The following is a 19,607-nucleotide window of genomic DNA, read 5'->3' as shown; positions in this document are numbered from 1 at the left end:
AGAATTATTATAGTTAATTAAAAAATATATTTTATGAGCACACTATTTTTTGATGCTCAAAACCAACATTTAGGAGGAATTTTAACATGTTATTAATCGGCACAGAAGTAAAACCGTTTAAAGCTAATGCTTACCATAATGGAGAATTTATCCAAGTTACTGACGAAAGTTTAAAAGGAAAATGGAGTGTAGTTTGTTTCTACCCAGCTGACTTCACATTCGTTTGCCCAACTGAACTTGAAGACTTACAAAACCAATACGCAACTCTAAAAGACTTAGGCGTTGAAGTATACTCTGTATCTACAGACACTCACTTCACTCACAAAGCATGGCATGATAGCTCAGAAACTATCGGCAAAATCGAGTACATCATGATTGGTGACCCAACTCGCACAATCACTACAAACTTCAACGTTTTAATGGAAGAAGAAGGTCTTGCTGCTCGTGGTACATTCATCATCGATCCAGACGGCGTTATCCAATCTATGGAAATCAATGCTGACGGTATCGGCCGTGACGCAAGCATTCTTGTTAACAAAATTAAAGCTGCTCAATACGTACGTAACAACCCAGGTGAAGTTTGCCCAGCTAAATGGCAAGAGGGTTCTGCAACACTTAAACCAAGCCTTGACCTTGTAGGCAAAATCTAAGGAGTTCGATCAAAATGATACTAGATGCAGATATAAAAACACAACTATCCCAATACCTTCAATTAATGGAGAACGATATTTTACTTAAAGTAAGCGCAGGAGACGATAACGTATCTAAAGATATGTTAGCTCTAGTAGACGAATTAGCTACTATGTCATCTAAGATTACAGTAGAAAAAGTTGAATTAGAGAGAACACCAAGCTTTAGCGTAAACCGCCCTGGTGAAAACACTGGTGTCGTATTCGCTGGTATTCCATTAGGACACGAATTTACATCATTAGTGTTAGCTTTACTACAAGTAAGTGGACGCGCTCCAAAAGTTGAACAAAAATTAATCGTTCAAATTAAAAACATTCAAGGCGAATATCATTTTGAATCTTATATCAGCCTAAGTTGTCATAACTGTCCTGATGTTGTACAAGCTCTTAACGTAATGAGCGTTCTTAACCCTGGTATTACACATACTATGATTGATGGCGCTGCATTCAAAGAGGAAGTAGAAAGCAAAGACATTATGGCAGTACCAACTGTTTACCTAAACGGCGAATCTTTCGGAAGCGGTCGTATGACACTTGAAGAAATTTTAGCTAAAATGGGTAACGGTCCAGATGCATCAGAGCTTTCTGATAAAGATCCATACGATGTTCTTGTTGTTGGTGGCGGCCCTGCTGGTGCAAGTGCAGCAATTTACGCAGCACGTAAAGGCATCCGCACTGGTATCGTTGCTGAGCGCTTCGGTGGTCAAGTAATGGATACTATGGGCATTGAGAACTTCATCAGCGTGAAAAAGACTGAAGGTCCTAAGCTAGTAGCAAGCCTTGAAGAGCACGTAAAAGAATACGACATCGATGTAATGAATCTACAACGTGCGAAACGTTTAGAGAAAAAAGAACTTATTGAAGTGGAACTTGAAAACGGCGCTATTCTGAAAAGTAAGAGCGTAATCGTTTCTACAGGTGCTCGTTGGCGTAATGTTGGCGTACCAGGTGAAGCTGAGTTCAAAAATAAAGGTGTAGCATATTGCCCACACTGTGACGGTCCATTATTCACTGGAAAAGACGTAGCAGTTATCGGTGGAGGTAACTCTGGTATTGAAGCAGCTATCGACTTAGCAGGTATCGTTAAGCACGTAACTGTTCTTGAATTCATGCCAGAATTAAAAGCTGATGCTGTATTACAAGAGCGTCTTAACAGCTTACCAAACGTAACTGTTCTGAAAAACGTTCAAACGAAAGAAATCACTGGTACTGATAAAGTAAACGGTATTTCTTACATCGATCGTGAAACTGAAGAAGTTCATCACGTTGAGTTACAAGGTGTATTCGTACAAATCGGTCTTGTGCCAAACACAGACTGGTTAGGCGAAACAGTTGAACGCGTTCGCGGTGAAATCGTAACAGACAAGCACGGCGCTACAAACGTACCAGGAGTGTTTGCTGCAGGTGACTGTACAAATAATCCGTACAAACAAATCATCATCTCTATGGGTTCAGGTGCAAACGCAGCTTTAGGTGCATTTGATTACTTAATCCGTAACTAATAAAAAAGACGCGCTACCTATTGGTAGCGCGTCTTTTTTATTATATTTCATGTAAATAGTTATCAAGTTCCTTCCAACTCATTACTGTATAAGGTGTACCTACATTCAATACTACTTTTACATTTTCTGCTACTATTTGCATTCTCTTAGTTGGATTATCTCTTTTTCCTGAAGGATAAATAGCAAGTTTCATCATTTCTTGCTTTCCATCTTCATAAATCCTTTTCTTTAAACCAAATTGGTTAATTTGTTCCTTTGAAGGAACTTCTTTGCCTTCCCAGTCACATATTTCAAATAGAGGATACCTATCTCCGTGCCATTCCTCAATAATCTCAATTACTTTAAGAATAATACAACTCCCTGATACTAATTCATAACTAACAGCATCACCTGCTTTTAAAGAAGTATTAGCTATAAATCTTTTCGGCACTTTTTTAGCTTCTGGCTGCCGAGAATGTAACTGCTCTCTTAGTTTATTTAAAACTACTTCACGTTTCTTCTGTAATTTAGGTTCTTCTTCCCAACGGGCTAAATCTGCACCACTTTCTATTATTTGCAATGCCTCCTGCTTAACATTCTCTTGAAGTCTCCCTAACCTCCATTGTATGGAAGCAAATACTAACCAAAAAACAATAGTCTCTTCATTATCTAATTCATTCTTGTATTCCTCAATTACAATCCTACTTGCGTCCTCATTTGAATATTCATTTGCTAACAAATCCTTATACAGTAACTTAATATCTTCAGCAATATCGTCTGATAATATTGCTACTCCCCAAGCCCCCATACATTAACACTCCAATCTATACACTAAAAACCTCTCATTCCCATTCTTCTCATAAGCCCCAGGCAACCTTACTTCTTTCTTCAGCTCAAACGCAGTCTGATTTTCTAAGAAGAAAATATAGTCCTCAGAAGGATAATATAAAATAATATCCACTTCTCTCCTCGTTTCTTCTACTGAAAGCAAAATGTTATTTACTACATTCATAAACACTTGTACAGAAAATGGATTAAAGAAATAAAACCTATTATCATGTGGATCAATCTCATATTCCTGCGCTAAACAACATTGGAATTGAATTTTCCCCTTACTGTTTCGTGCCTTTCGTGCATAACGATCTCGATTATCCATCGCTTCTTTATAAAATTCTTCATTCATTTCAATTCCAACTGCTGAAGCACCACATTTATGATGCATATAAAAGTTTAATCGCCCTTTTCCGCACCCAAAGTCTACAATTCGGTCGCTACTTCGTATTTCATATTGATTCAATAACTCATCTAACCCGCTATACGGTGTCGGTTCATAGCGATGATAATGCATAGACTTGTTAAACCCTTTTTGCTCACCGACTGTTTTTATATGTAAAACTGCATCGTAATATTGTTCGTTCATTCGTTTTCTCCTATTAAAAAATGGTACTTATTATTATACACCATGTACTGGAGGCTCATTTTTCATCAAATTAATAGGTACGTGAAATTATATTAACGATTTTCTCAATATATCTATCGTAACTTCAAATATATCAACGATTTTCTCAATATATCTATCATAACTTCAAATATATCAACGATTTTTCAAATATATCGATTTACCGACAATTCACGACAAAAAAACAGGAGCTCTCTAGCCCCTGTCTTCTAACACTTTCAATACAGTTTGTTTCAATATTTCTACCCCATCCATAATACAACTATGATCAAACCTCATATACGGATGGTGTAATCCAGGTTGTAGGTCTGCTCCTAGTCCAAGCATGACAGCTTTTAAATGTGGTCTTTTCACTGTATAGTAATGGAAATCATCGCTTCCTGTCGTATAGAGAGGCCCTGTACATCTCTCTTCCCCATACACTTCGAGAATACCTTTACGCATAAAGCGCTCTGCTTCTTCGGAAACCTCTGCTCCTGGTGCAAGATCCATCCATTCGTATGAAGTTTTTGATCCCATCGATGCAGCTGATTCTATTACATGCTCAATCTTTTTCTTTAATTCTTCTAATAGTATATTACTCTCTGCTCTTACATCTAAACTGAAATGACCATTTCCCGGAATAATATTTAAATTATCACCACCAGCTTGGCATCTCGTCATTTTTACTGAATAAGAACTTTGCGGTGGCAGCCAAATATTTTTCAAACCGATATTAATCATGGAAATGACATCAATTGCATTCACACCTTGATGTGGTCTTGCCCCGTGTGCATCCTCCCCATGAATCATACCCTCTAAAAATCCTGCTGCTCCATGACGAATAGATGGGGCTGCTTGTTTCAAAGATAGTTCTTCAATTGGTCTTAGATGGACGCCAAATAAGAAATCAGCATCATCTACAGCACCTTTCTCCACCATCTTCAAAGCACCATTCCCCTTCTCTTCTGCTGGCTGAAAAATAAATCTAACCGTACCACTTTTCCATCTCATATTTTTCAATTGTAAAATAAGTCCCATTACAATGGTCATATGAGCATCATGGCCACATGAATGGTTCGCTTTAAATTCTCCATTTACTTCTTGCCAAAGTGCATCCATATCAGCACGAATCGCAATAACTGGATTCCCGCCTCCAATCTCAGCAATTACACCTGGACAATCATCAAATGTTCTATATGAAATTCCTTCTTCTTTTAAAAAGTCAGTAATATACGCTGTCGTTTCATATTCTTTCCAACTTACTTCAGGGTTTTCGTGTAAATGCTGAAAAATCTCCGTTAAGCGCTCTTGTAGTTCTAATGTTTTCAACGTTCCAGTCTCCTTCCCACATTACAAACGATTCGGGTTAATTATACTTATGAAAAACAGATGTTTTTATGAACATATTGAATTTTAAGAAAAAAGTCAATTATTTATTTTTAAATACTTAAAAAGCTTACTCTGCACTTATATTACAAACTAAACAAACAACTAGAACATTCCTTATTTTCTGTTTTTTTATGTTGACGCTTACATAAACTTTTAGTTATCATAACCTAATAAACGTCTATTTTACGACAATTCTAAAAATACAAACAAACATACTTAACAAGGAGGAACTTTATGAAAAAAGAAATACCTTTTGGAATAGCGATTATCCCTATTATCATTACCGTTGCAGTTATGATGGTTACAATTGTTGTATTAAAACAAAGCCCTCACGTTCCACTTATTATTGGTACAACCGTTGCTTCTATTGTCGCTTGGCGTTACGGTTACAAATGGAATGATCTTGAAGAAGCAATGTATAAAGGGATTCGTCTTGCATTACCCGCTATCGTCATTATTATTCTTGTTGGCTTAACAATTGGTGCTTGGATTGGCGGTGGAATCGTCGCAACGATGATTTACTACGGTTTAAAACTTTTAACTCCATCACTATTTTTAGTTTCCATTACCGTCATTTGTTCTATCGTAGCATTAGCAATTGGTAGCTCTTGGTCTACAATGGGCACAATTGGTGTTGCTGGAATGGGAATTGGCCTAAGTATGGGAATTCCAGCTCCAATGGTTGCTGGTGCCATTATTTCAGGCTCTTATTTTGGCGATAAAATGTCACCGCTTTCAGATACAACTAACTTAGCCGCAGGATTAACAAATACAGATTTATTCGCACACATTCGTCATATGTTATTTACTACAGTTCCAGGTTTAATTATTACTCTTATCGTCTACGCAGTCTTAGGAAAAAGCTTTGGCGCTAACAATATTGATGCGAAGAGCATCGATCAAACGTTACAAGTATTGCAACAAAACTTTGTTATCTCGCCTTTCCTACTCATTATACCCGTAGTCGTTATGGTATTGGTCGCTAAAAAAGTCCCTGCTATACCAGCGATTCTCGTCGGTATTATTTTAGGATTTTTATCACAAGTCTTTATTCAAGGTGGTTCTGTCTCAGCATCTGTCGGTGCACTCCAAGCTGGATTTGTTATAGACACTGGAAACAAGCTAGTAGACGAACTATTTAACCGCGGTGGCTTAGATTCGATGATGAATACAGTCTCTATGACAATTGTCGCTATGACTTTCGGAGGAGTATTAGAACATACAGGTATTCTTCGCTCAATTGTAAATCAAATTTTAAAGTTAGCGAAATCAGCAAAAGGGCTTATCGCTTCTACTATCGCATCTTGTTTTGCAACAAACCTTACTTGCTCTGAACAATATATTTCAATTGTTGTCCCTTCAAGAATGTACGCAAATGCCTACACGGAAAAAGGACTACATTCAAAAAACTTATCCAGAGCATTAGAAGATGGCGGAACATTAACTTCTGTCTTCGTTCCTTGGAATACGTGCGGTGTATTTATTCTCGCTACACTTGGCGTAGGTGCATTTGAATATGCCCCTTATGCTATTTTGAATTTCATCGTACCTATTATCTCAATCATTTATGGTATAACAGGCTTCACAATTGTAAAACTATCAGACATTGAAAAAGCAGAACTACTAAAGAAACAAAAAGCTCAACTAGAAGCTTAAAAATAGCGGTAAATTCAGTTCATATAGTGCGCGAGGTCGCCCTTGTTGATAGGGCATTTCCTCGCCGCAAATATGAGCATACCCGTAATCAACTAATTTCTTTAACAACCTTTCTGTCGATCTTCGAGTCACTTGTAAGTACTCAGAAAGATCAGCTGCTGTAAACTTCAATGACGGATGCGATTGACTAAATTGAATGATTTTTGACAAGTTGGCCGGACTAAGCTTTGTTTCCTTCGCTATTTTCATTAGTTCCGGATTATCATTTTTCAAACTTTGTACTCTCTGTTCTTTCGGGAACGGACCAAACAAATCTTTATCACTTGTTAGTATATAAAAACAACGATCTATTGGATTATTCTTTGCAAAACTTTGAGCAATTTTTGCATTTTGCTCCGCTTCTTTCACGGTTTTCCCATAACCAAATCCAATAGCTATCGTTCCTTCTACGCTCGCAAACAAGTTATCTATCGCATTTGTTTTAATAATTGATTCGATATCACCACGAGTTGTATACAAAATGCATGTCATTTCATCCACTTGTTTAAATGAACCACGTAGTTCTTTTGAAATGACATCTAGTTTTTCAAGCAAACTCGTTCGTAATTCTAAGGAAGAAATAATACAAGCACCAACAGTAGCTGAATAGCTTTTTGCTAACTCAGCTTTTATTTTTGCATCTTTTAGCCCATGTATAATGGATTGTGTTGGATCAATCATACGCTCTGAAGGAACACCTATTTTTTGAAGCTCGTCGTAAACAGCGTGAATACTAGTTAAAGCTAAATGAGCCTCTCCAGATTGATATTTAACTACATGAAAATCGATAACTCTATTTATTTCATCTTTACTCCACAGCATATTTTCATAATCCAACACTTGCGGACTTTCTTTTATACCGATATCATGGAACACATTTGTAATAAAAGAGCGGTCTACTAAATCGATGGAAATGTTATGTGGTTGAATACTTTGATGATACATGATAGAAAGAATTGAAGATGCGACAGTTGTCTCGTCTTGCTGTAAGTATGTACTTGGAATTCGTAATTGTTCTCTTATTTCTTTTGCCATATAATAAGGTAAAGCACCTGAGAAAAAGATGACATCACAAGGCTTTAAACACTTTAATAGTTCAGAAGATTCCGCCGGATGAAGGTAAATATATGGATCAATTTCTATTCCTTCTAATTTTTGAGCAATAGGAAAAAGGTTGTCCATAAATTCCTTTGAACCGACAACTGCAATTTTTATCATCATTTTCTCTAACTCCTTATCATTAATTAACGACTATTTAACGTCAACTATATCAAATGTATAAAACTATTGTAAACAGGAAGGGGTTTCTATTTAATGAAAATTACAGCTATTCATCTTTACGCAATTCGTTTACCGCTTCGCAATCCGTTTGTTATTAGTTATGGCTCTTATTCTGATATGCCCTCTATTATCGTCAAAATGGAAACAGATGAAGGTATTATTGGTTACGGTGAAGGCGTTGCTGATGATCACGTCACAGGTGAATCGTGGGAAAGTACTTTCCATACTTTAAAACATACGCTAACCCCTGCTCTAATCGGGCAAAATCCAATGAATATCGAAAAAATACACGACATGATGGACAATACAATTTACGGTGTTCCAACAGCGAAAGCCACAATTGATATTGCTTGTTTTGATATAATGGGCAAAAAACTAAATCAACCTGTATATCAATTAATTGGCGGGCGCTACCATGAAGAATTCTCTGTCACTCACGTTTTAAGTATTGCCGATCCAGAAAACATGGCTGAAGAAGCTGCTTCTATGATTCAAAAAGGTTACCAATCTTTCAAAATGAAAGTTGGTACGAATGTAAAAGAAGATGTGAAACGTATTGAAGCTGTACGAGAACGTGTAGGAAATGACATCGCTATTCGCGTTGATGTAAACCAAGGCTGGAAAAATAGCGCAAACACATTAACAGCACTTCGTTCATTAGGACATTTAAACATTGACTGGATTGAACAACCTGTTATCGCGGGCGATATTGATGCCATGGCTCATATCCGTTCTAAGACAGACCTCCCGCTTATGATTGATGAAGGATTAAAAAGTTCTCGTGAAATGCGCCAAATTATTAAATTAGAAGCTGCTGATAAAGTAAATATAAAACTAATGAAATGCGGCGGCATATATCCAGCTGTAAAGCTCGCTCATCAAGCAGAAATGGCAGGCATTGAATGCCAAGTGGGATCAATGGTCGAATCATCTGTTGCCTCTTCCGCAGGATTCCATGTCGCTTTCTCAAAAAAAATCATTACGAGCGTAGAGCTAACAGGGCCATTAAAATTCACAAAAGACATCGGAAACTTACATTACGACGTACCATTCATTCGCTTAAACGAAAAGCCTGGACTCGGCATTGAAATAAACGAAGATACACTACAAGAACTAACCGTCTTTCAAGACGTTGTACGCTAAAGGAGGACTATCATATGACGGTTCTATACGAAGGAACATTAAAACAAAATAACGAATCATTTCACGTTACATTACTATCACTAGAGCACATCGAACAAATTTTATCACTACAAAACATCGTAGTTGAAGCACTAGAAGATAAAAGTCGTTTACAACCACTCTCACAAGAAGAATTTCAATACATTCTAGAAGGAAACGGCATGATGATCGGTGCTTTTATCGAAAACGAACTCATCGCATTTCGCGCTCTACTCGTCCCTCCTATCGACGATGAACATTTAGGGCTTGATATTGGTCTATCAGAAAGTGAACTGCACCGCGTCATCTATCAAGAAATCTCAAACGTTCATCCGAACTGCCGAGGAAATGGTATGCAAAAAATATTAGCAAACGTCATCATGGACGAATTGCAAAAAGAAGACAGCAAATATGATTACGTATGCTGCACCGTTGCTCCTTTTAACATCCCGAGTTTGAAGGATAAGTTTGCGCAAGGGATGGCGATTGCTGCGCTGAAGGAGAAGTATGGTGGTAATCTGCGGTATGTTTTTGTGAAGGAATTGCGCAGAGATAAGGAAAACGATTGGACAGATGTTCAAAGTATTCTAATGAGTGATGCTAGTGGACAGCAGGCTTTGCTTTCGGAGGGGTATCTTGGGTATGAGATGGAGAAAACAGCAGATACTTTCATTGTGAAGTTTGGGCGATAATCTATATACTCGAAAAGAGGAGATGTCTGCTGTGACCTCTTCTCTTTTCGATTTGTTGAACAATCCTGTGGTAAATGAAATTATATCAACGATTTTTCGAATATATCTATCATAACTTACAATATATCAACGATTTTTAAAATATATCTATCAAAACTCACAATATATCAACGATTCGACAAGAAATATCGATTTACAGACAAAAATCGATATCCCTTCCTAAACCGTCATCTTCCAACTAGATAACGCTAACCAATTCTCCATTTCTTTATAATCAGGCATTATCTTCCCGACAAGACGCCAAAAAGATCGATCATGATTTAAATGAACCATATGACACATTTCATGAACGACTACATAGTCAATTACTCGCTGCGGTGCCATTGCTAGCTTCCAATTGAATGTTAGTTGTAAATTCGAATCGCAAGTACCCCAAGTACGACTACTATCTGTAATACGAATAGAACGTGGTTTTGTTTTGAAATTACTTTGATGCGCTTTAATACTCTTCTCTACTAAAGATTTACACTGCTTATAGTAAAATCGTTTTAAAGCTTGTTGTATTTTCTCATCCTTAAGCTCTTTCACATAAATATGTAACTTATCCCCTTCAAATACTGCGTTGTCTTGCGTAATGCTTGCATCTTGGGAAATCTGTATCGGATACGTATTCCCTAAATACAAAAAGCCCTCTCCTTGATCATAATCCTTTTCCTGTGGTCCATGCGCTCGCTCCGCCATTTCCTTACGTGTTGTCTGAATCCAATCCCACTTCTCCTCTAGCAACTGGACTAAGTATTCAACAGGTGTTCCTTTCGGAGCCTGCACTTCCACATTTCCATACGAATCTACAAAAAGACGCACGGACTTTTTTTTCTTATAAGTTATATGAAAATTAATTGTCTCACCTAAATATGTATGTACCATTTCATCACCTAGCATAGTATTTTTATAAATAAAAAAGAGTAGGATACGAACGTCCTACTCTATCTATTATATCATTTACTGCTTTAACGAACTCATTATCCTCTATACTTTACACCTAATCCCTTAATGAAATTCCTTGCGTATCTATCGCCGCACTCTTTGTAATTTTTATGACCTTTTTTTCTTAACAGAGCGCCTAACTCTCCTTTTGTTACCGTAACGCCCACGCTATCTAATATATCAAGTACATCCTCACTCGTTAAAGATAGTGCGATTTTCATTTTCTTTAGAAGAAGGTTATTGGCACTCTCCTTACTCTGTACAGGTGCCGGCTGCCCTGGTTTCGGATCTTGCTTTCCTCTTTTTAAAGTAATAAATCCATTTAAAAATGCCTCTAACATCATCATATCGCATGTTTTTATATACTCATCTTCAGCTACCTCACCATTTTCAGCTTCATGCTGAGGAGCTCTCTTTATTTTTGTAAGCATATCAACTACGTCTTCTTTCGTTACTTCCATCCCGCCTAGTTTAAAGATTTCTACCATATCTATATCTTTTATATCTAAAGCGTATCTTACTCTTTTTAATATATCGTTGTTGCTCATTGCCATTGGGTTTCCTCCTGAAATGTTGATTATTTATTCAGCGGTTAAAGTTTATGCTATAACCTACTTTAAATTATCATGTTTAATCTAACCTTTTAGTTATTGTCCGCTAAATTAATACTTTAACATTTTAAAGATATGTTTTATAGTCTTACCCAAACTTTTCTCTATCATTGTATCTACAGAGCTCTTATATGTTTTTTATATACCTATAAAAAGATTTCTCTCTTAACATTAACTAAAAGAAAAAAACAGTGTTTTGATTTCTCAAATACACTGTTCTTTTCCAGCTCTGCACTTATTTTCAACTCACCAATGTCCATATGGTGTAACTTTTTAAAAGTTACACCGTCTCACCATTCTGTGCCTCACCAACAATATCCTCAAACTTATCCAACAAAGCTCGCACCTCATCAGTCGATTTTGTACTCATCAATTGGTTTCTCAATTCAGCAGCTCCAGGGAAACCCTTCACATAAATTTTGAAGAAGCGGTGAAGCCCTGTGATTGAGCGTGGCAATACTTCTGCATATTGATCTTGTAAATCAAGTTGTAGTCTTAAAAGATCTAGATGTTCTTTACTGCTATGCTCTCTTGGCTCTTTTTCAAAAGCAAATGGATTTTTGAAGATTCCTCGTCCGATCATTACGCCATCAATGCCGTATTTTTCAGCAAGTTCCAGCCCAGTTTTACGGTCAGGGATGTCTCCATTTATCGTTAGGAGCGTATTTGGTGCGATACGGTCACGTAATTTTTTAATTTCCGGAATTAGTTCCCAGTGCGCATCTACTTGGCTCATTTCTTCTCTTGTGCGTAAATGAATAGAAAGGTTTGCAATATCTTGTTTGAAAATGTGCGTTAACCAATCTTCCCACTCGCTTAACTCTTTAAAGCCAAGTCGTGTTTTTACGCTGACAGGTAGTCCACCCGCTTTTGCTGCTTGGATAAGTTCTGCTGCAACGTCTGGACGTAGAATAAGGCCACTCCCTTTTCCTCTTGATGCAACGTTCGGTACTGGGCAACCCATGTTAATATCGATACCTTTAAACCCTAGTTCTGCCATACCGATACTCATTTGACGGAAGTATTCAGGATTGTCTCCCCAAATATGTGCTACCATCGGTTGTTCGTCTTCTGTAAAAATTAAACGGCCACGTACACTTTTCATACCTTCTGGATGACAATAGCTATCCGAGTTTGTAAACTCTGTGAAGAATACGTCCGGACGACCTGCTTCACTTACTACGTGACGGAAAACAACGTCTGTCACATCTTCCATTGGTGCAAGTACGAAAAATGGTCGTGGTAATTCACGCCAAAAATTATCTATCATTTCAAATTCAAATCCTCTCACTATGAATACAATTTCAAAATCTCAATTTATAATTTGTGAAAATCAGCAATATTTATTTTAACTAAAATCGCTTATGAATGGTATTTTTGTAAACCAAAAAGCAGATGGTATAGATTTTCCTATAACAACTGCTTTCCTATTATACTAACTTAAGCCAAGCCACACACTCCACATGCGTCGTATGCGGGAACATATCAACAGGTTGTACTTCCTGTGTTTTATATCCGCCTTCTTCTAGTACTTTTAAATCACGTGCTAATGTTGCTGGGTTACATGATACGTATACGACACGGTTTGGCTTCATGTCGATGATTGTGTTTAGTAATGCTTCGTCACAGCCTTTACGCGGTGGGTCTACGACCATTGTGTCGGCGATTACGCCTTCTTTGTACCATTTTGGAATGACTACTTCTGCTTCTCCTACGCCAAATTCAGCGTTTGTCATGTTGTTTAGTGCTGCGTTTCGGTTTGCGTCTTCAATTGCTTCTGGGACGATTTCAACGCCGTACACTTTTTTCGCTTTTTGCGCTAGGAATAACGAGATTGATCCGATTCCGCAATAGGCATCGATTACTGTTTCGTTACCATTTAATTTTGCGTATTCTAACGTTTTATCGTATAGCACTTTCGTTTGTTCTGGGTTTACTTGATAGAATGAACGTGCTGAAATCGCAAATTTAATGTCACCGATAAAGTCATAAATATATTCTGATCCGTACAGTACTGTCGTTTTGTCTCCGAAAATTACATTCGTACGCTTCGTATTTACGTTTTGAACAATCGATTTTACTTCTGGGAATTTCGCTGCAATTTCTTCAATGATTGCTTTTTTGTTCGGCAATTCTGCTGTACGCGTAATGAAGACAAGCATAATTTCCCCTGTTACTTGCCCGTAACGAGCCATTACGTGACGAAGTGTTCCTTTGTTACGCTCTTCGTTGTACGCAGTGATACCGTGCTTTTCACAAATACGTTTTACTTCTTGAATTAATGTATCGTTTTCTTCTGCCTGAATTAAGCATGATTCCATATTAATGATGTCATGCGTTCCTTGGCGATAGAAACCAGCTACAAGTCCGCCTTCACGTTCTCCGATTGGTACTTGTGCTTTATTACGGTATACCCACGGATTCTTCATGCCAAGTACAGGATGAACAGGAACATCAGCTAGTCCTCCGATACGCTGCATAACGTCACGTACTTGTTTTTCTTTCGCTTGTAATTGTCCTTCATAAGTTAAGTGCTGAAGCTGACAACCGCCGCACTGATTATATACTGGGCATTCAGCATCTTTACGATATGGACTTTCTGTATGAAGCTTCATTAAACGACCAAATGCGAAGTTTTTCTTCACTTTAATAATTTTAATTTGCGCTTCTTCACCTGGTAATCCGTTTTTAACGAAAATAGGATAGCCTTTTACTTTCGCAACACCGGCACCATCATGTGTTAAATCTTCAAATACTACATCTATAAACTCGTTTTTCTCAACTGGTGGCGTCATTTTAGTACTCATTTTCCGACCTCTCTTTTTCATAACACTGCGTTACATTTTATCATACTTATATGGTCTTTTTCTATTGGAAGAAAAAAAGCTATTGACGATACTTCTCTGTTAATGTTACGCTACTACTAATTTAATACGGACGATGTTACCTCATATATACTTGATAATATGGATCGAGAGTTTCTACCCGGCAACCTTAAATTGCTGGACTATGGGGAAAACTAATGAATATTAGCCTATGCGCAAAAAAGGACTCATATTGATTAGCTTTCTCTCATAGATGAAAGTGAATCCATATGGGTCTTTTTTTATTTTTATTTTTCTAAAAGGTCAGACATCTTACGTATGACATAAAACCTCGTTCTTTTATTTTTAGTAATATAACGAGCGTTTTATGTACAAACTTTATACGAACTTCTGAAAGGGGCAACTACATGCAATATGTAATGAGCATTATCGGTATTCTTGCCGTGTTAGGTTTATGTTTTGCTTTGTCAAACAACAAAAGTAAAATCAACTTCCGTGCAATTGCAATTATGATTGGTTTCCAAATTTTAATCGGTTGGTTTATGTTTGCTACAAAGATTGGTCAACAAATCATTATTTTCATTAGTAAAGTTTTCAACAAACTAATTAAACTTGGTACGACAGGTGTCGATTTTCTCTTTAATGGAATTCACAGAGATTTTGTCTTTTTCTTAAACGTATTATTAATTATCGTATTTTTCTCAGCACTACTTTCAATCTTTAGTTATTTAGGTGTTTTACCATTCATCGTTCGCGTTGTCGGCGGTGCTATTTCAAAAATTACTGGTTTACCACGCGTTGAGTCATTCCACGCAGTAAACTCTGTATTCTTCGGTTCAAGTGAAGCGTTAATCGTTATTAAAAACGATTTACAGCATTTCAATAAAAACCGTATGTTTATCATTTGTTGTTCTGCGATGAGCTCCGTTTCTGCTTCTGTTACAGCATCATACGTAATGATGTTAGATGCAAAATACGTACTAGCAGCTCTTCCGCTAAACTTATTCTCAAGCTTAATCGTTTGTTCGTTATTAACACCAGTTGATACGAAGAAAGAAGATGAAGTGATTCAGAAATTTGATAGAACTCTATTCGGAGACAGCTTTATCGGCGCAATGATTAACGGTGCGCTTGATGGTTTAAAAGTAGCTGGTATCGTTGCCGCATTAATGATCGCCTTTATCGGTGTGATGGAAGTTGTAAACTACGTAATTAGTGCAGCTTCAGGCGCAATGGGACATGCTGTTACTTTACAACAAATCTTCGGTTACGTACTTTCTCCATTCGCATTCTTAATGGGTATTCCAACTCAAGATATTATCCCAGCTGGTGGTATTATGGGTACGAAGATTGTTTTAAACGAGTTTGTAGCAATCCTTGATTTAAAAGACACAGCTACAACATTAGCTCCACGTACAGTTGGAATCGTTACAGTATTCTTAATTAGCTTCGCAAGTATTAGCCAAATTGGTGCAATCGTTGGTACAATCCGTGCCCTTTCTGAAAAGCAAGGAAGCGTTGTTTCTAAATTCGGTTGGAAAATGCTATTTGCATCAACACTTGCTTCTATTTTATCTGCGACAATCGCTGGATTGTTTATTTAATAAAAAAACACCTTACTTTAACAAGTAAGGTGTTTTTTTTGATTCTTTATGAAACCGAGTGAAATTCAACTGCTTCTTCTGTATTGATAATCCTATCTTTATATATACCTTTTATTGAAATGTAAATGATAGATTTGTTTATGTTTTTTAACTTTCCTAATGAAAAATGATAAAGTAATCCATCGCTTTTTAAAGTCCACATCTTCCCACTCCATGGACCAGTAGCTTTTTGTTCATCCGACGCCTTTATTTCACCTTCATATTCGCATTCTCCCAAAGGAGTTTTAATTGTATTCTTCTCTGTATCAATTCGAATATTTTTAATTAGCTTCAAATTTTCATCAGAGAGAATTTGAATTTCATGATCTTTCTTTTTAAAAAAGAGTTTTCCGTCTTTGGTATCTATATATTCTGCATTATCCATTTTATCTATCATAAAATCATATTCTTCTTTTGTAATACCTAAGTTTTGATGATAAGGAAACGTTTTTTTCGGTATAATTTCTTCTTCGGCATACTTCAAATACCAATCTAAATTATTTGTAATACTATTGCTCATTTTATTTCCGATTTTCTCTAATTTCTCTTTTATCTCATAAGGAAATTCTATTGTCATAATATCCGCCGTCACTTCCGCATTCATAAGATGCGATGGAATATACTCTTCCACGCTATTCGCTTTACTCACTTCACTTTGACAACCAACTATAAATAGCGATATGAAAAAGATATATATTATTTTTTTATATTTCATTTCTATTCTCCACTCCATACATTATTCTTACTTAGTTTTATAGCGGTTTTCATTATAGTATAAAATCTTTATATTTTAATTAAATGAATATCCTTATGCAAAATTGCATATTAATATGTCTTCTTCTTACTTTAAAATTAGCTTAAATAACTTTCCAAATTATACAAATAATAAGTGTTAAATGTTATAATTTGTAAAAAGCATTGGAGGACCTTATGAAAATTCACGCCCTTTTCGATTTCTTACATTTACTAGTCTTAACGCTGAAAAGCTATTATGTATGGGGAATGCCTATCTATGTCTTCATTATTCCTCTTATCTTTGTAGTCGGTTATATTATTATTAATTCTAATAAGAAACAAAAAAATACATCTATTCAAAATCACTAATCTATTACCTTAATAGCCTCCTAAAAATCATATTCCCCTCATTTTCTTCAAATGATATGATGAACAAGGGTATATCCCCACCACTCTTATAGCGGTGGGGATTTTAATGTCAATATGCAACATACTACACAATAGAAGGTGATTTTTATGAGAAAATACGCAGCAATTGCTTTATGTACGTCTGCCATTCTAGCAGGCTGCAATACTAGCAATGTAAGCCAAGAACCTAAAAAAGAGAAAAAGGTTCAAGAAGTAGCTATACAAAAAGAGGCTCTACAAGAACAAGGTAAAATTTCTTATACTCCCATCACACACGAATCTACAAACACAAGTATTCATATTACAGACTTAAAAGATTCTTTAAATGAAGTACAATATAAAATTTGGCGCACAGCTGATGGAAAGGAACGTGCTAAATCTTTTTCTTCTAAAGAAAAGGAGAAACAATTTACAATTCCTTTTGACATAAAAGAATTTGAAGGAAAACGCGGTGAGTTCCAAATTGAAGCAACAGGAATGAAAGAAGATGGGAAAACAATCCCGCTTACGAAATCTACTATTACTTTCGAACAAAAGGTTCCTGTTCTTATGTATCACGCAATCGATGATTATCATGGTCAAGGTATTAAAGACTTATTCGTATCACCAGCTAACTTTGAAGCACAAATGAAACATTTAAAAGACAATGGTTATACGCTTTTAACGTTTGAACGCTGGGGTGATATAAATAAAGTAAATAAGCCGATTTTCGTTACATTTGATGACGGTATGAAAAATAATATGAATGCATTTCGCGTTTTACAAAAGCTAAAAGATGATACTTTTAAACCGGCAGCAACAGAATATATGATTGTTGATAACGTTGATGTAGAAGGAGCATTGTCTACTTCTGAAATAAAAGAAATGGTTGATTCCGGCATTTTCTCGGTGCAATCTCATACTGCAACACATGCAGACTTACCGAAAATTACAAACTATGAGGAAGAGTTAAAAGGTTCAAAAGAAAAACTAGAAAAAATAACAGGTAAGCCTGTTATCGCGATTGCTTATCCATTCGGTCATGTAGATAATAAGGTTGTTACAGAAACGAAGAAGTATTATCAATTTGCGACGACGACAAAGCCTGGGCAATTCATTACGAAGGGTGAACCTGATGAATTGTTAAAGATGAAGCGCGTTCGTATACACCATACAACGACTGTAGAGCAGTTTGCTTCTTCAATTAAGTAAAAAGAGAGCTCAATACATTTTGAGCTCTCTTTTTACTTTATATTTATATATATTTTTAGAATTTTCTTGTATTATATATAGTAAGAAATCTTTCAAATTAAAGGAGATTATACATATGTCATTTGAACAAACGTTAGAGAAATATGCTGCTCTTGCAGTTAATGTTGGTGTTAATATTCAACCTGGACAAACTTTATCAATTAGTGCACCTCTTGAAGCTGTACAATTTGTACGCCTCGTTACAGAAAAAGCATATAAATCTGGTGCAAAACACGTATATGTAGATTGGAATGATGAGACGTTAACACGCTTAAAGTTCGATCTAGCTCCTGAAGAAGCTTTCGCTGAATTTCCATCTTGGAAAGCACATGCTCGTGAAGAATTAGCAAAAGAAGGCGCTGCATTTATGTCTATCTATGCAGAAAACCCTGATTTATTAAAAGGTGTAGAAGCATCGCGTATTGCAACAGCTCATAAAGTAGCTGGAGAAGCAATGAAAGTATACCGTGATTACGTACAAGCAGATAAAGTAAGTTGGTGTGTCATTTCTGTTCCTACGAAAGAATGGGCTGCGAAAGTATTCCCTGACGTAGCGCCAGAAGAACAAGAAGCAAAGTTATGGGATGCTATTTTCAAAGCTACTCGTGCTGATTTAGAAAATCCTGTAGAAGCATGGAAAGAACATGATGAAACATTACATACAAAAGTGGATTACTTAAACGAAAAGCATTATAAAGCTCTTCACTATACAGGTCCTGGAACAGATTTAACAATCGAACTTCCAGAAAAACATGTATGGGCTGGTGCTGGTAGCTTAAATGAAAAGAACGTACCATTTATGGCTAATATTCCAACTGAAGAAGTATTTACAATGCCACTTAAAACAGGTGTAAACGGCCAAGTTTCTAGTACAAAACCGTTAGTATTTGCAGGTAATATTATCGATAATTTCACGTTAACATTTGAAAACGGGCGTATCGTAGACTATAAAGCTGAAGCTGGTGAAGAAGCTTTAAAACATTTAGTAGAAACAGATGAAGGGTCTCACTTCTTAGGAGAAGTAGCTTTAGTACCTCATGACTCACCAATTTCAAACACAAATGTTTTATTCTACAATACACTATTTGACGAAAATGCATCTTGCCACCTCGCAATCGGAAATGCTTATGCATTTAACTTAGTTGGCGGAAAAACAATGTCTAAAGAAGAACTTGCTGAAAACGGCGCAAACGCTAGTATCACACACAACGACTTCATGATTGGATCAGCTGAGCTTGATATTGACGGTATTACTGCTGATGGCAGACATGAGCCTATCTTCCGTAAAGGTAACTGGGCGTTTTAAATTTATTACCATAAAGAAACACATTGGATAATC

The 19,607-nt window shown here is 36.5% G+C and carries 18 protein-coding genes and 1 riboswitch; of the genes, 9 read left to right on the top strand and 9 right to left on the bottom strand.

Annotation, left to right across the window (positions count from 1 at the left end):
• Nucleotides 1-86 precede the first annotated feature (86 nt).
• Both ahpC and ahpF read left to right on the top strand, forming a co-directional pair.
• Complete coding sequence (gene ahpC / locus ACS2QP_RS19820; protein ID WP_000924420.1) at nt 87-650, top strand: alkyl hydroperoxide reductase subunit C; 564 nt, start codon at nt 87-89, stop codon at nt 648-650.
• A 14-nt stretch (nt 651-664) separates the two neighbouring features.
• Entirely contained in the window at nt 665-2,191 is a 1,527-nt protein-coding gene (gene ahpF, locus ACS2QP_RS19815; RefSeq protein ID WP_438882761.1) for an alkyl hydroperoxide reductase subunit F, read from the top strand.
• Between the two features lie 40 nt (nt 2,192-2,231).
• Here ahpF and ACS2QP_RS19810 read toward each other — a convergent pair whose 3' ends face one another.
• The 3 genes from ACS2QP_RS19810 to ACS2QP_RS19800 all read right to left on the bottom strand — a co-directional run bounded on the left by ACS2QP_RS19810 (nt 2,232) and on the right by ACS2QP_RS19800 (nt 4,940).
• Nucleotides 2,232-2,978, bottom strand: a complete 747-nt coding sequence (locus tag ACS2QP_RS19810; protein WP_000501503.1) for a hypothetical protein — start codon at nt 2,976-2,978, stop codon at nt 2,232-2,234.
• A 3-nt stretch (nt 2,979-2,981) separates the two neighbouring features.
• On the bottom strand, nt 2,982-3,590 hold the full coding sequence (locus tag ACS2QP_RS19805; protein WP_438882760.1) for an SAM-dependent methyltransferase: 609 nt from the start codon (nt 3,588-3,590) through the stop codon (nt 2,982-2,984).
• 234 nt (nt 3,591-3,824) lie between these two features.
• Nucleotides 3,825-4,940, bottom strand: coding sequence for a M20 peptidase aminoacylase family protein (locus ACS2QP_RS19800; RefSeq protein ID WP_000853516.1), 1,116 nt, complete (start codon nt 4,938-4,940; stop codon nt 3,825-3,827).
• A gap of 294 nt (nt 4,941-5,234) precedes the next feature.
• Here ACS2QP_RS19800 and nhaC point away from each other — a divergent pair, with 294 nt between their 5' ends.
• On the top strand, nt 5,235-6,656 hold the full coding sequence (gene nhaC, locus ACS2QP_RS19795) for a Na+/H+ antiporter NhaC (RefSeq protein ID WP_332284981.1): 1,422 nt from the start codon (nt 5,235-5,237) through the stop codon (nt 6,654-6,656).
• Here the strand turns inward: nhaC and ACS2QP_RS19790 are convergent.
• Nucleotides 6,645-7,916 carry a transcriptional regulator gene (locus ACS2QP_RS19790; RefSeq protein ID WP_438882759.1) on the bottom strand — a complete coding sequence of 424 codons (1,272 nt, stop codon included), beginning with the start codon at nt 7,914-7,916 and terminating at the stop codon, nt 6,645-6,647. The genes nhaC and ACS2QP_RS19790 overlap by 12 nt on opposite strands.
• Nucleotides 7,917-8,009: 93 nt before the next feature.
• Here ACS2QP_RS19790 and ACS2QP_RS19785 point away from each other — a divergent pair, with 93 nt between their 5' ends.
• On the top strand, nt 8,010-9,119 hold the full coding sequence (locus ACS2QP_RS19785) for a mandelate racemase/muconate lactonizing enzyme family protein (RefSeq protein WP_438882758.1): 1,110 nt from the start codon (nt 8,010-8,012) through the stop codon (nt 9,117-9,119).
• 14 nt (nt 9,120-9,133) lie between these two features.
• Nucleotides 9,134-9,829 carry a hypothetical protein gene (locus tag ACS2QP_RS19780; protein WP_000217553.1) on the top strand — a complete coding sequence of 232 codons (696 nt, stop codon included), beginning with the start codon at nt 9,134-9,136 and terminating at the stop codon, nt 9,827-9,829.
• 219 nt (nt 9,830-10,048) lie between these two features.
• On the opposite strand, the gene ACS2QP_RS19775 is transcribed toward ACS2QP_RS19780, so the two are convergent.
• The 4 genes from ACS2QP_RS19775 to rlmD all read right to left on the bottom strand — a co-directional run bounded on the left by ACS2QP_RS19775 (nt 10,049) and on the right by rlmD (nt 14,234).
• Entirely contained in the window at nt 10,049-10,756 is a 708-nt protein-coding gene (locus tag ACS2QP_RS19775) for a M48 family metallopeptidase (protein WP_332284983.1), read from the bottom strand.
• 95 nt (nt 10,757-10,851) lie between these two features.
• Nucleotides 10,852-11,370, bottom strand: a complete 519-nt coding sequence (locus ACS2QP_RS19770; protein WP_438882757.1) for a DUF1456 family protein — start codon at nt 11,368-11,370, stop codon at nt 10,852-10,854.
• Between the two features lie 337 nt (nt 11,371-11,707).
• The gene (locus ACS2QP_RS19765; protein ID WP_438882756.1) at nt 11,708-12,697 is read right to left on the bottom strand and encodes a tRNA dihydrouridine synthase; all 990 of its coding nucleotides are present in this window, start codon (nt 12,695-12,697) and stop codon (nt 11,708-11,710) included.
• A 160-nt stretch (nt 12,698-12,857) separates the two neighbouring features.
• The gene (gene rlmD / locus ACS2QP_RS19760) at nt 12,858-14,234 is read right to left on the bottom strand and encodes a 23S rRNA (uracil(1939)-C(5))-methyltransferase RlmD (RefSeq protein ID WP_000105019.1); all 1,377 of its coding nucleotides are present in this window, start codon (nt 14,232-14,234) and stop codon (nt 12,858-12,860) included.
• A 121-nt stretch (nt 14,235-14,355) separates the two neighbouring features.
• Nucleotides 14,356-14,457: riboswitch (purine riboswitch) on the top strand.
• Between the two features lie 202 nt (nt 14,458-14,659).
• Between rlmD and ACS2QP_RS19755 the strand changes: the two genes are divergently transcribed.
• The gene (locus tag ACS2QP_RS19755; RefSeq protein ID WP_001200491.1) at nt 14,660-15,856 is read left to right on the top strand and encodes a NupC/NupG family nucleoside CNT transporter; all 1,197 of its coding nucleotides are present in this window, start codon (nt 14,660-14,662) and stop codon (nt 15,854-15,856) included.
• 46 nt (nt 15,857-15,902) lie between these two features.
• Here ACS2QP_RS19755 and ACS2QP_RS19750 read toward each other — a convergent pair whose 3' ends face one another.
• On the bottom strand, nt 15,903-16,610 hold the full coding sequence (locus ACS2QP_RS19750) for a hypothetical protein (RefSeq protein WP_153581509.1): 708 nt from the start codon (nt 16,608-16,610) through the stop codon (nt 15,903-15,905).
• Nucleotides 16,611-16,825: 215 nt separating this feature from the next.
• On the opposite strand from ACS2QP_RS19750, the gene ACS2QP_RS19745 reads away from it, so the two are divergent.
• From ACS2QP_RS19745 to ACS2QP_RS19735, 3 genes are all read left to right on the top strand, one after another.
• The gene (locus ACS2QP_RS19745) at nt 16,826-16,999 is read left to right on the top strand and encodes a hypothetical protein (RefSeq protein WP_179885761.1); all 174 of its coding nucleotides are present in this window, start codon (nt 16,826-16,828) and stop codon (nt 16,997-16,999) included.
• Nucleotides 17,000-17,146: 147 nt separating this feature from the next.
• The gene (locus tag ACS2QP_RS19740; protein WP_438882755.1) at nt 17,147-18,229 is read left to right on the top strand and encodes a polysaccharide deacetylase family protein; all 1,083 of its coding nucleotides are present in this window, start codon (nt 17,147-17,149) and stop codon (nt 18,227-18,229) included.
• A gap of 115 nt (nt 18,230-18,344) precedes the next feature.
• The gene (locus tag ACS2QP_RS19735) at nt 18,345-19,574 is read left to right on the top strand and encodes an aminopeptidase (protein ID WP_000007349.1); all 1,230 of its coding nucleotides are present in this window, start codon (nt 18,345-18,347) and stop codon (nt 19,572-19,574) included.
• Nucleotides 19,575-19,607: the final 33 nt, after the last annotated feature.

The sequence above is a fragment of the Bacillus cereus group sp. Bce019 genome (assembly GCF_051781745.1).
Taxonomy (GTDB): domain Bacteria; phylum Bacillota; class Bacilli; order Bacillales; family Bacillaceae_G; genus Bacillus_A; species Bacillus_A cereus.
This window is presented reverse-complemented; position numbering and strand designations above follow the sequence as displayed.

Coding starts and splice junctions, on each gene's coding strand:
- ahpC (WP_000924420.1), top strand. CDS start 87: ATGTTATTAATCGGCACAGAAGTAAAACCGTTTAAAGCTAATGCTTAC.
- ahpF (WP_438882761.1), top strand. CDS start 665: ATGATACTAGATGCAGATATAAAAACACAACTATCCCAATACCTTCAA.
- ACS2QP_RS19810 (WP_000501503.1), bottom strand. CDS start 2,978: ATGGGGGCTTGGGGAGTAGCAATATTATCAGACGATATTGCTGAAGAT.
- ACS2QP_RS19805 (WP_438882760.1), bottom strand. CDS start 3,590: ATGAACGAACAATATTACGATGCAGTTTTACATATAAAAACAGTCGGT.
- nhaC (WP_332284981.1), top strand. CDS start 5,235: ATGAAAAAAGAAATACCTTTTGGAATAGCGATTATCCCTATTATCATT.
- ACS2QP_RS19790 (WP_438882759.1), bottom strand. CDS start 7,916: ATGATGATAAAAATTGCAGTTGTCGGTTCAAAGGAATTTATGGACAAC.
- ACS2QP_RS19785 (WP_438882758.1), top strand. CDS start 8,010: ATGAAAATTACAGCTATTCATCTTTACGCAATTCGTTTACCGCTTCGC.
- ACS2QP_RS19780 (WP_000217553.1), top strand. CDS start 9,134: ATGACGGTTCTATACGAAGGAACATTAAAACAAAATAACGAATCATTT.
- ACS2QP_RS19775 (WP_332284983.1), bottom strand. CDS start 10,756: ATGGTACATACATATTTAGGTGAGACAATTAATTTTCATATAACTTAT.
- ACS2QP_RS19770 (WP_438882757.1), bottom strand. CDS start 11,370: ATGGCAATGAGCAACAACGATATATTAAAAAGAGTAAGATACGCTTTA.
- ACS2QP_RS19765 (WP_438882756.1), bottom strand. CDS start 12,697: ATGATAGATAATTTTTGGCGTGAATTACCACGACCATTTTTCGTACTT.
- rlmD (WP_000105019.1), bottom strand. CDS start 14,234: ATGAGTACTAAAATGACGCCACCAGTTGAGAAAAACGAGTTTATAGAT.
- ACS2QP_RS19755 (WP_001200491.1), top strand. CDS start 14,660: ATGCAATATGTAATGAGCATTATCGGTATTCTTGCCGTGTTAGGTTTA.
- ACS2QP_RS19750 (WP_153581509.1), bottom strand. CDS start 16,610: ATGAAATATAAAAAAATAATATATATCTTTTTCATATCGCTATTTATA.
- ACS2QP_RS19745 (WP_179885761.1), top strand. CDS start 16,826: ATGAAAATTCACGCCCTTTTCGATTTCTTACATTTACTAGTCTTAACG.
- ACS2QP_RS19740 (WP_438882755.1), top strand. CDS start 17,147: ATGAGAAAATACGCAGCAATTGCTTTATGTACGTCTGCCATTCTAGCA.
- ACS2QP_RS19735 (WP_000007349.1), top strand. CDS start 18,345: ATGTCATTTGAACAAACGTTAGAGAAATATGCTGCTCTTGCAGTTAAT.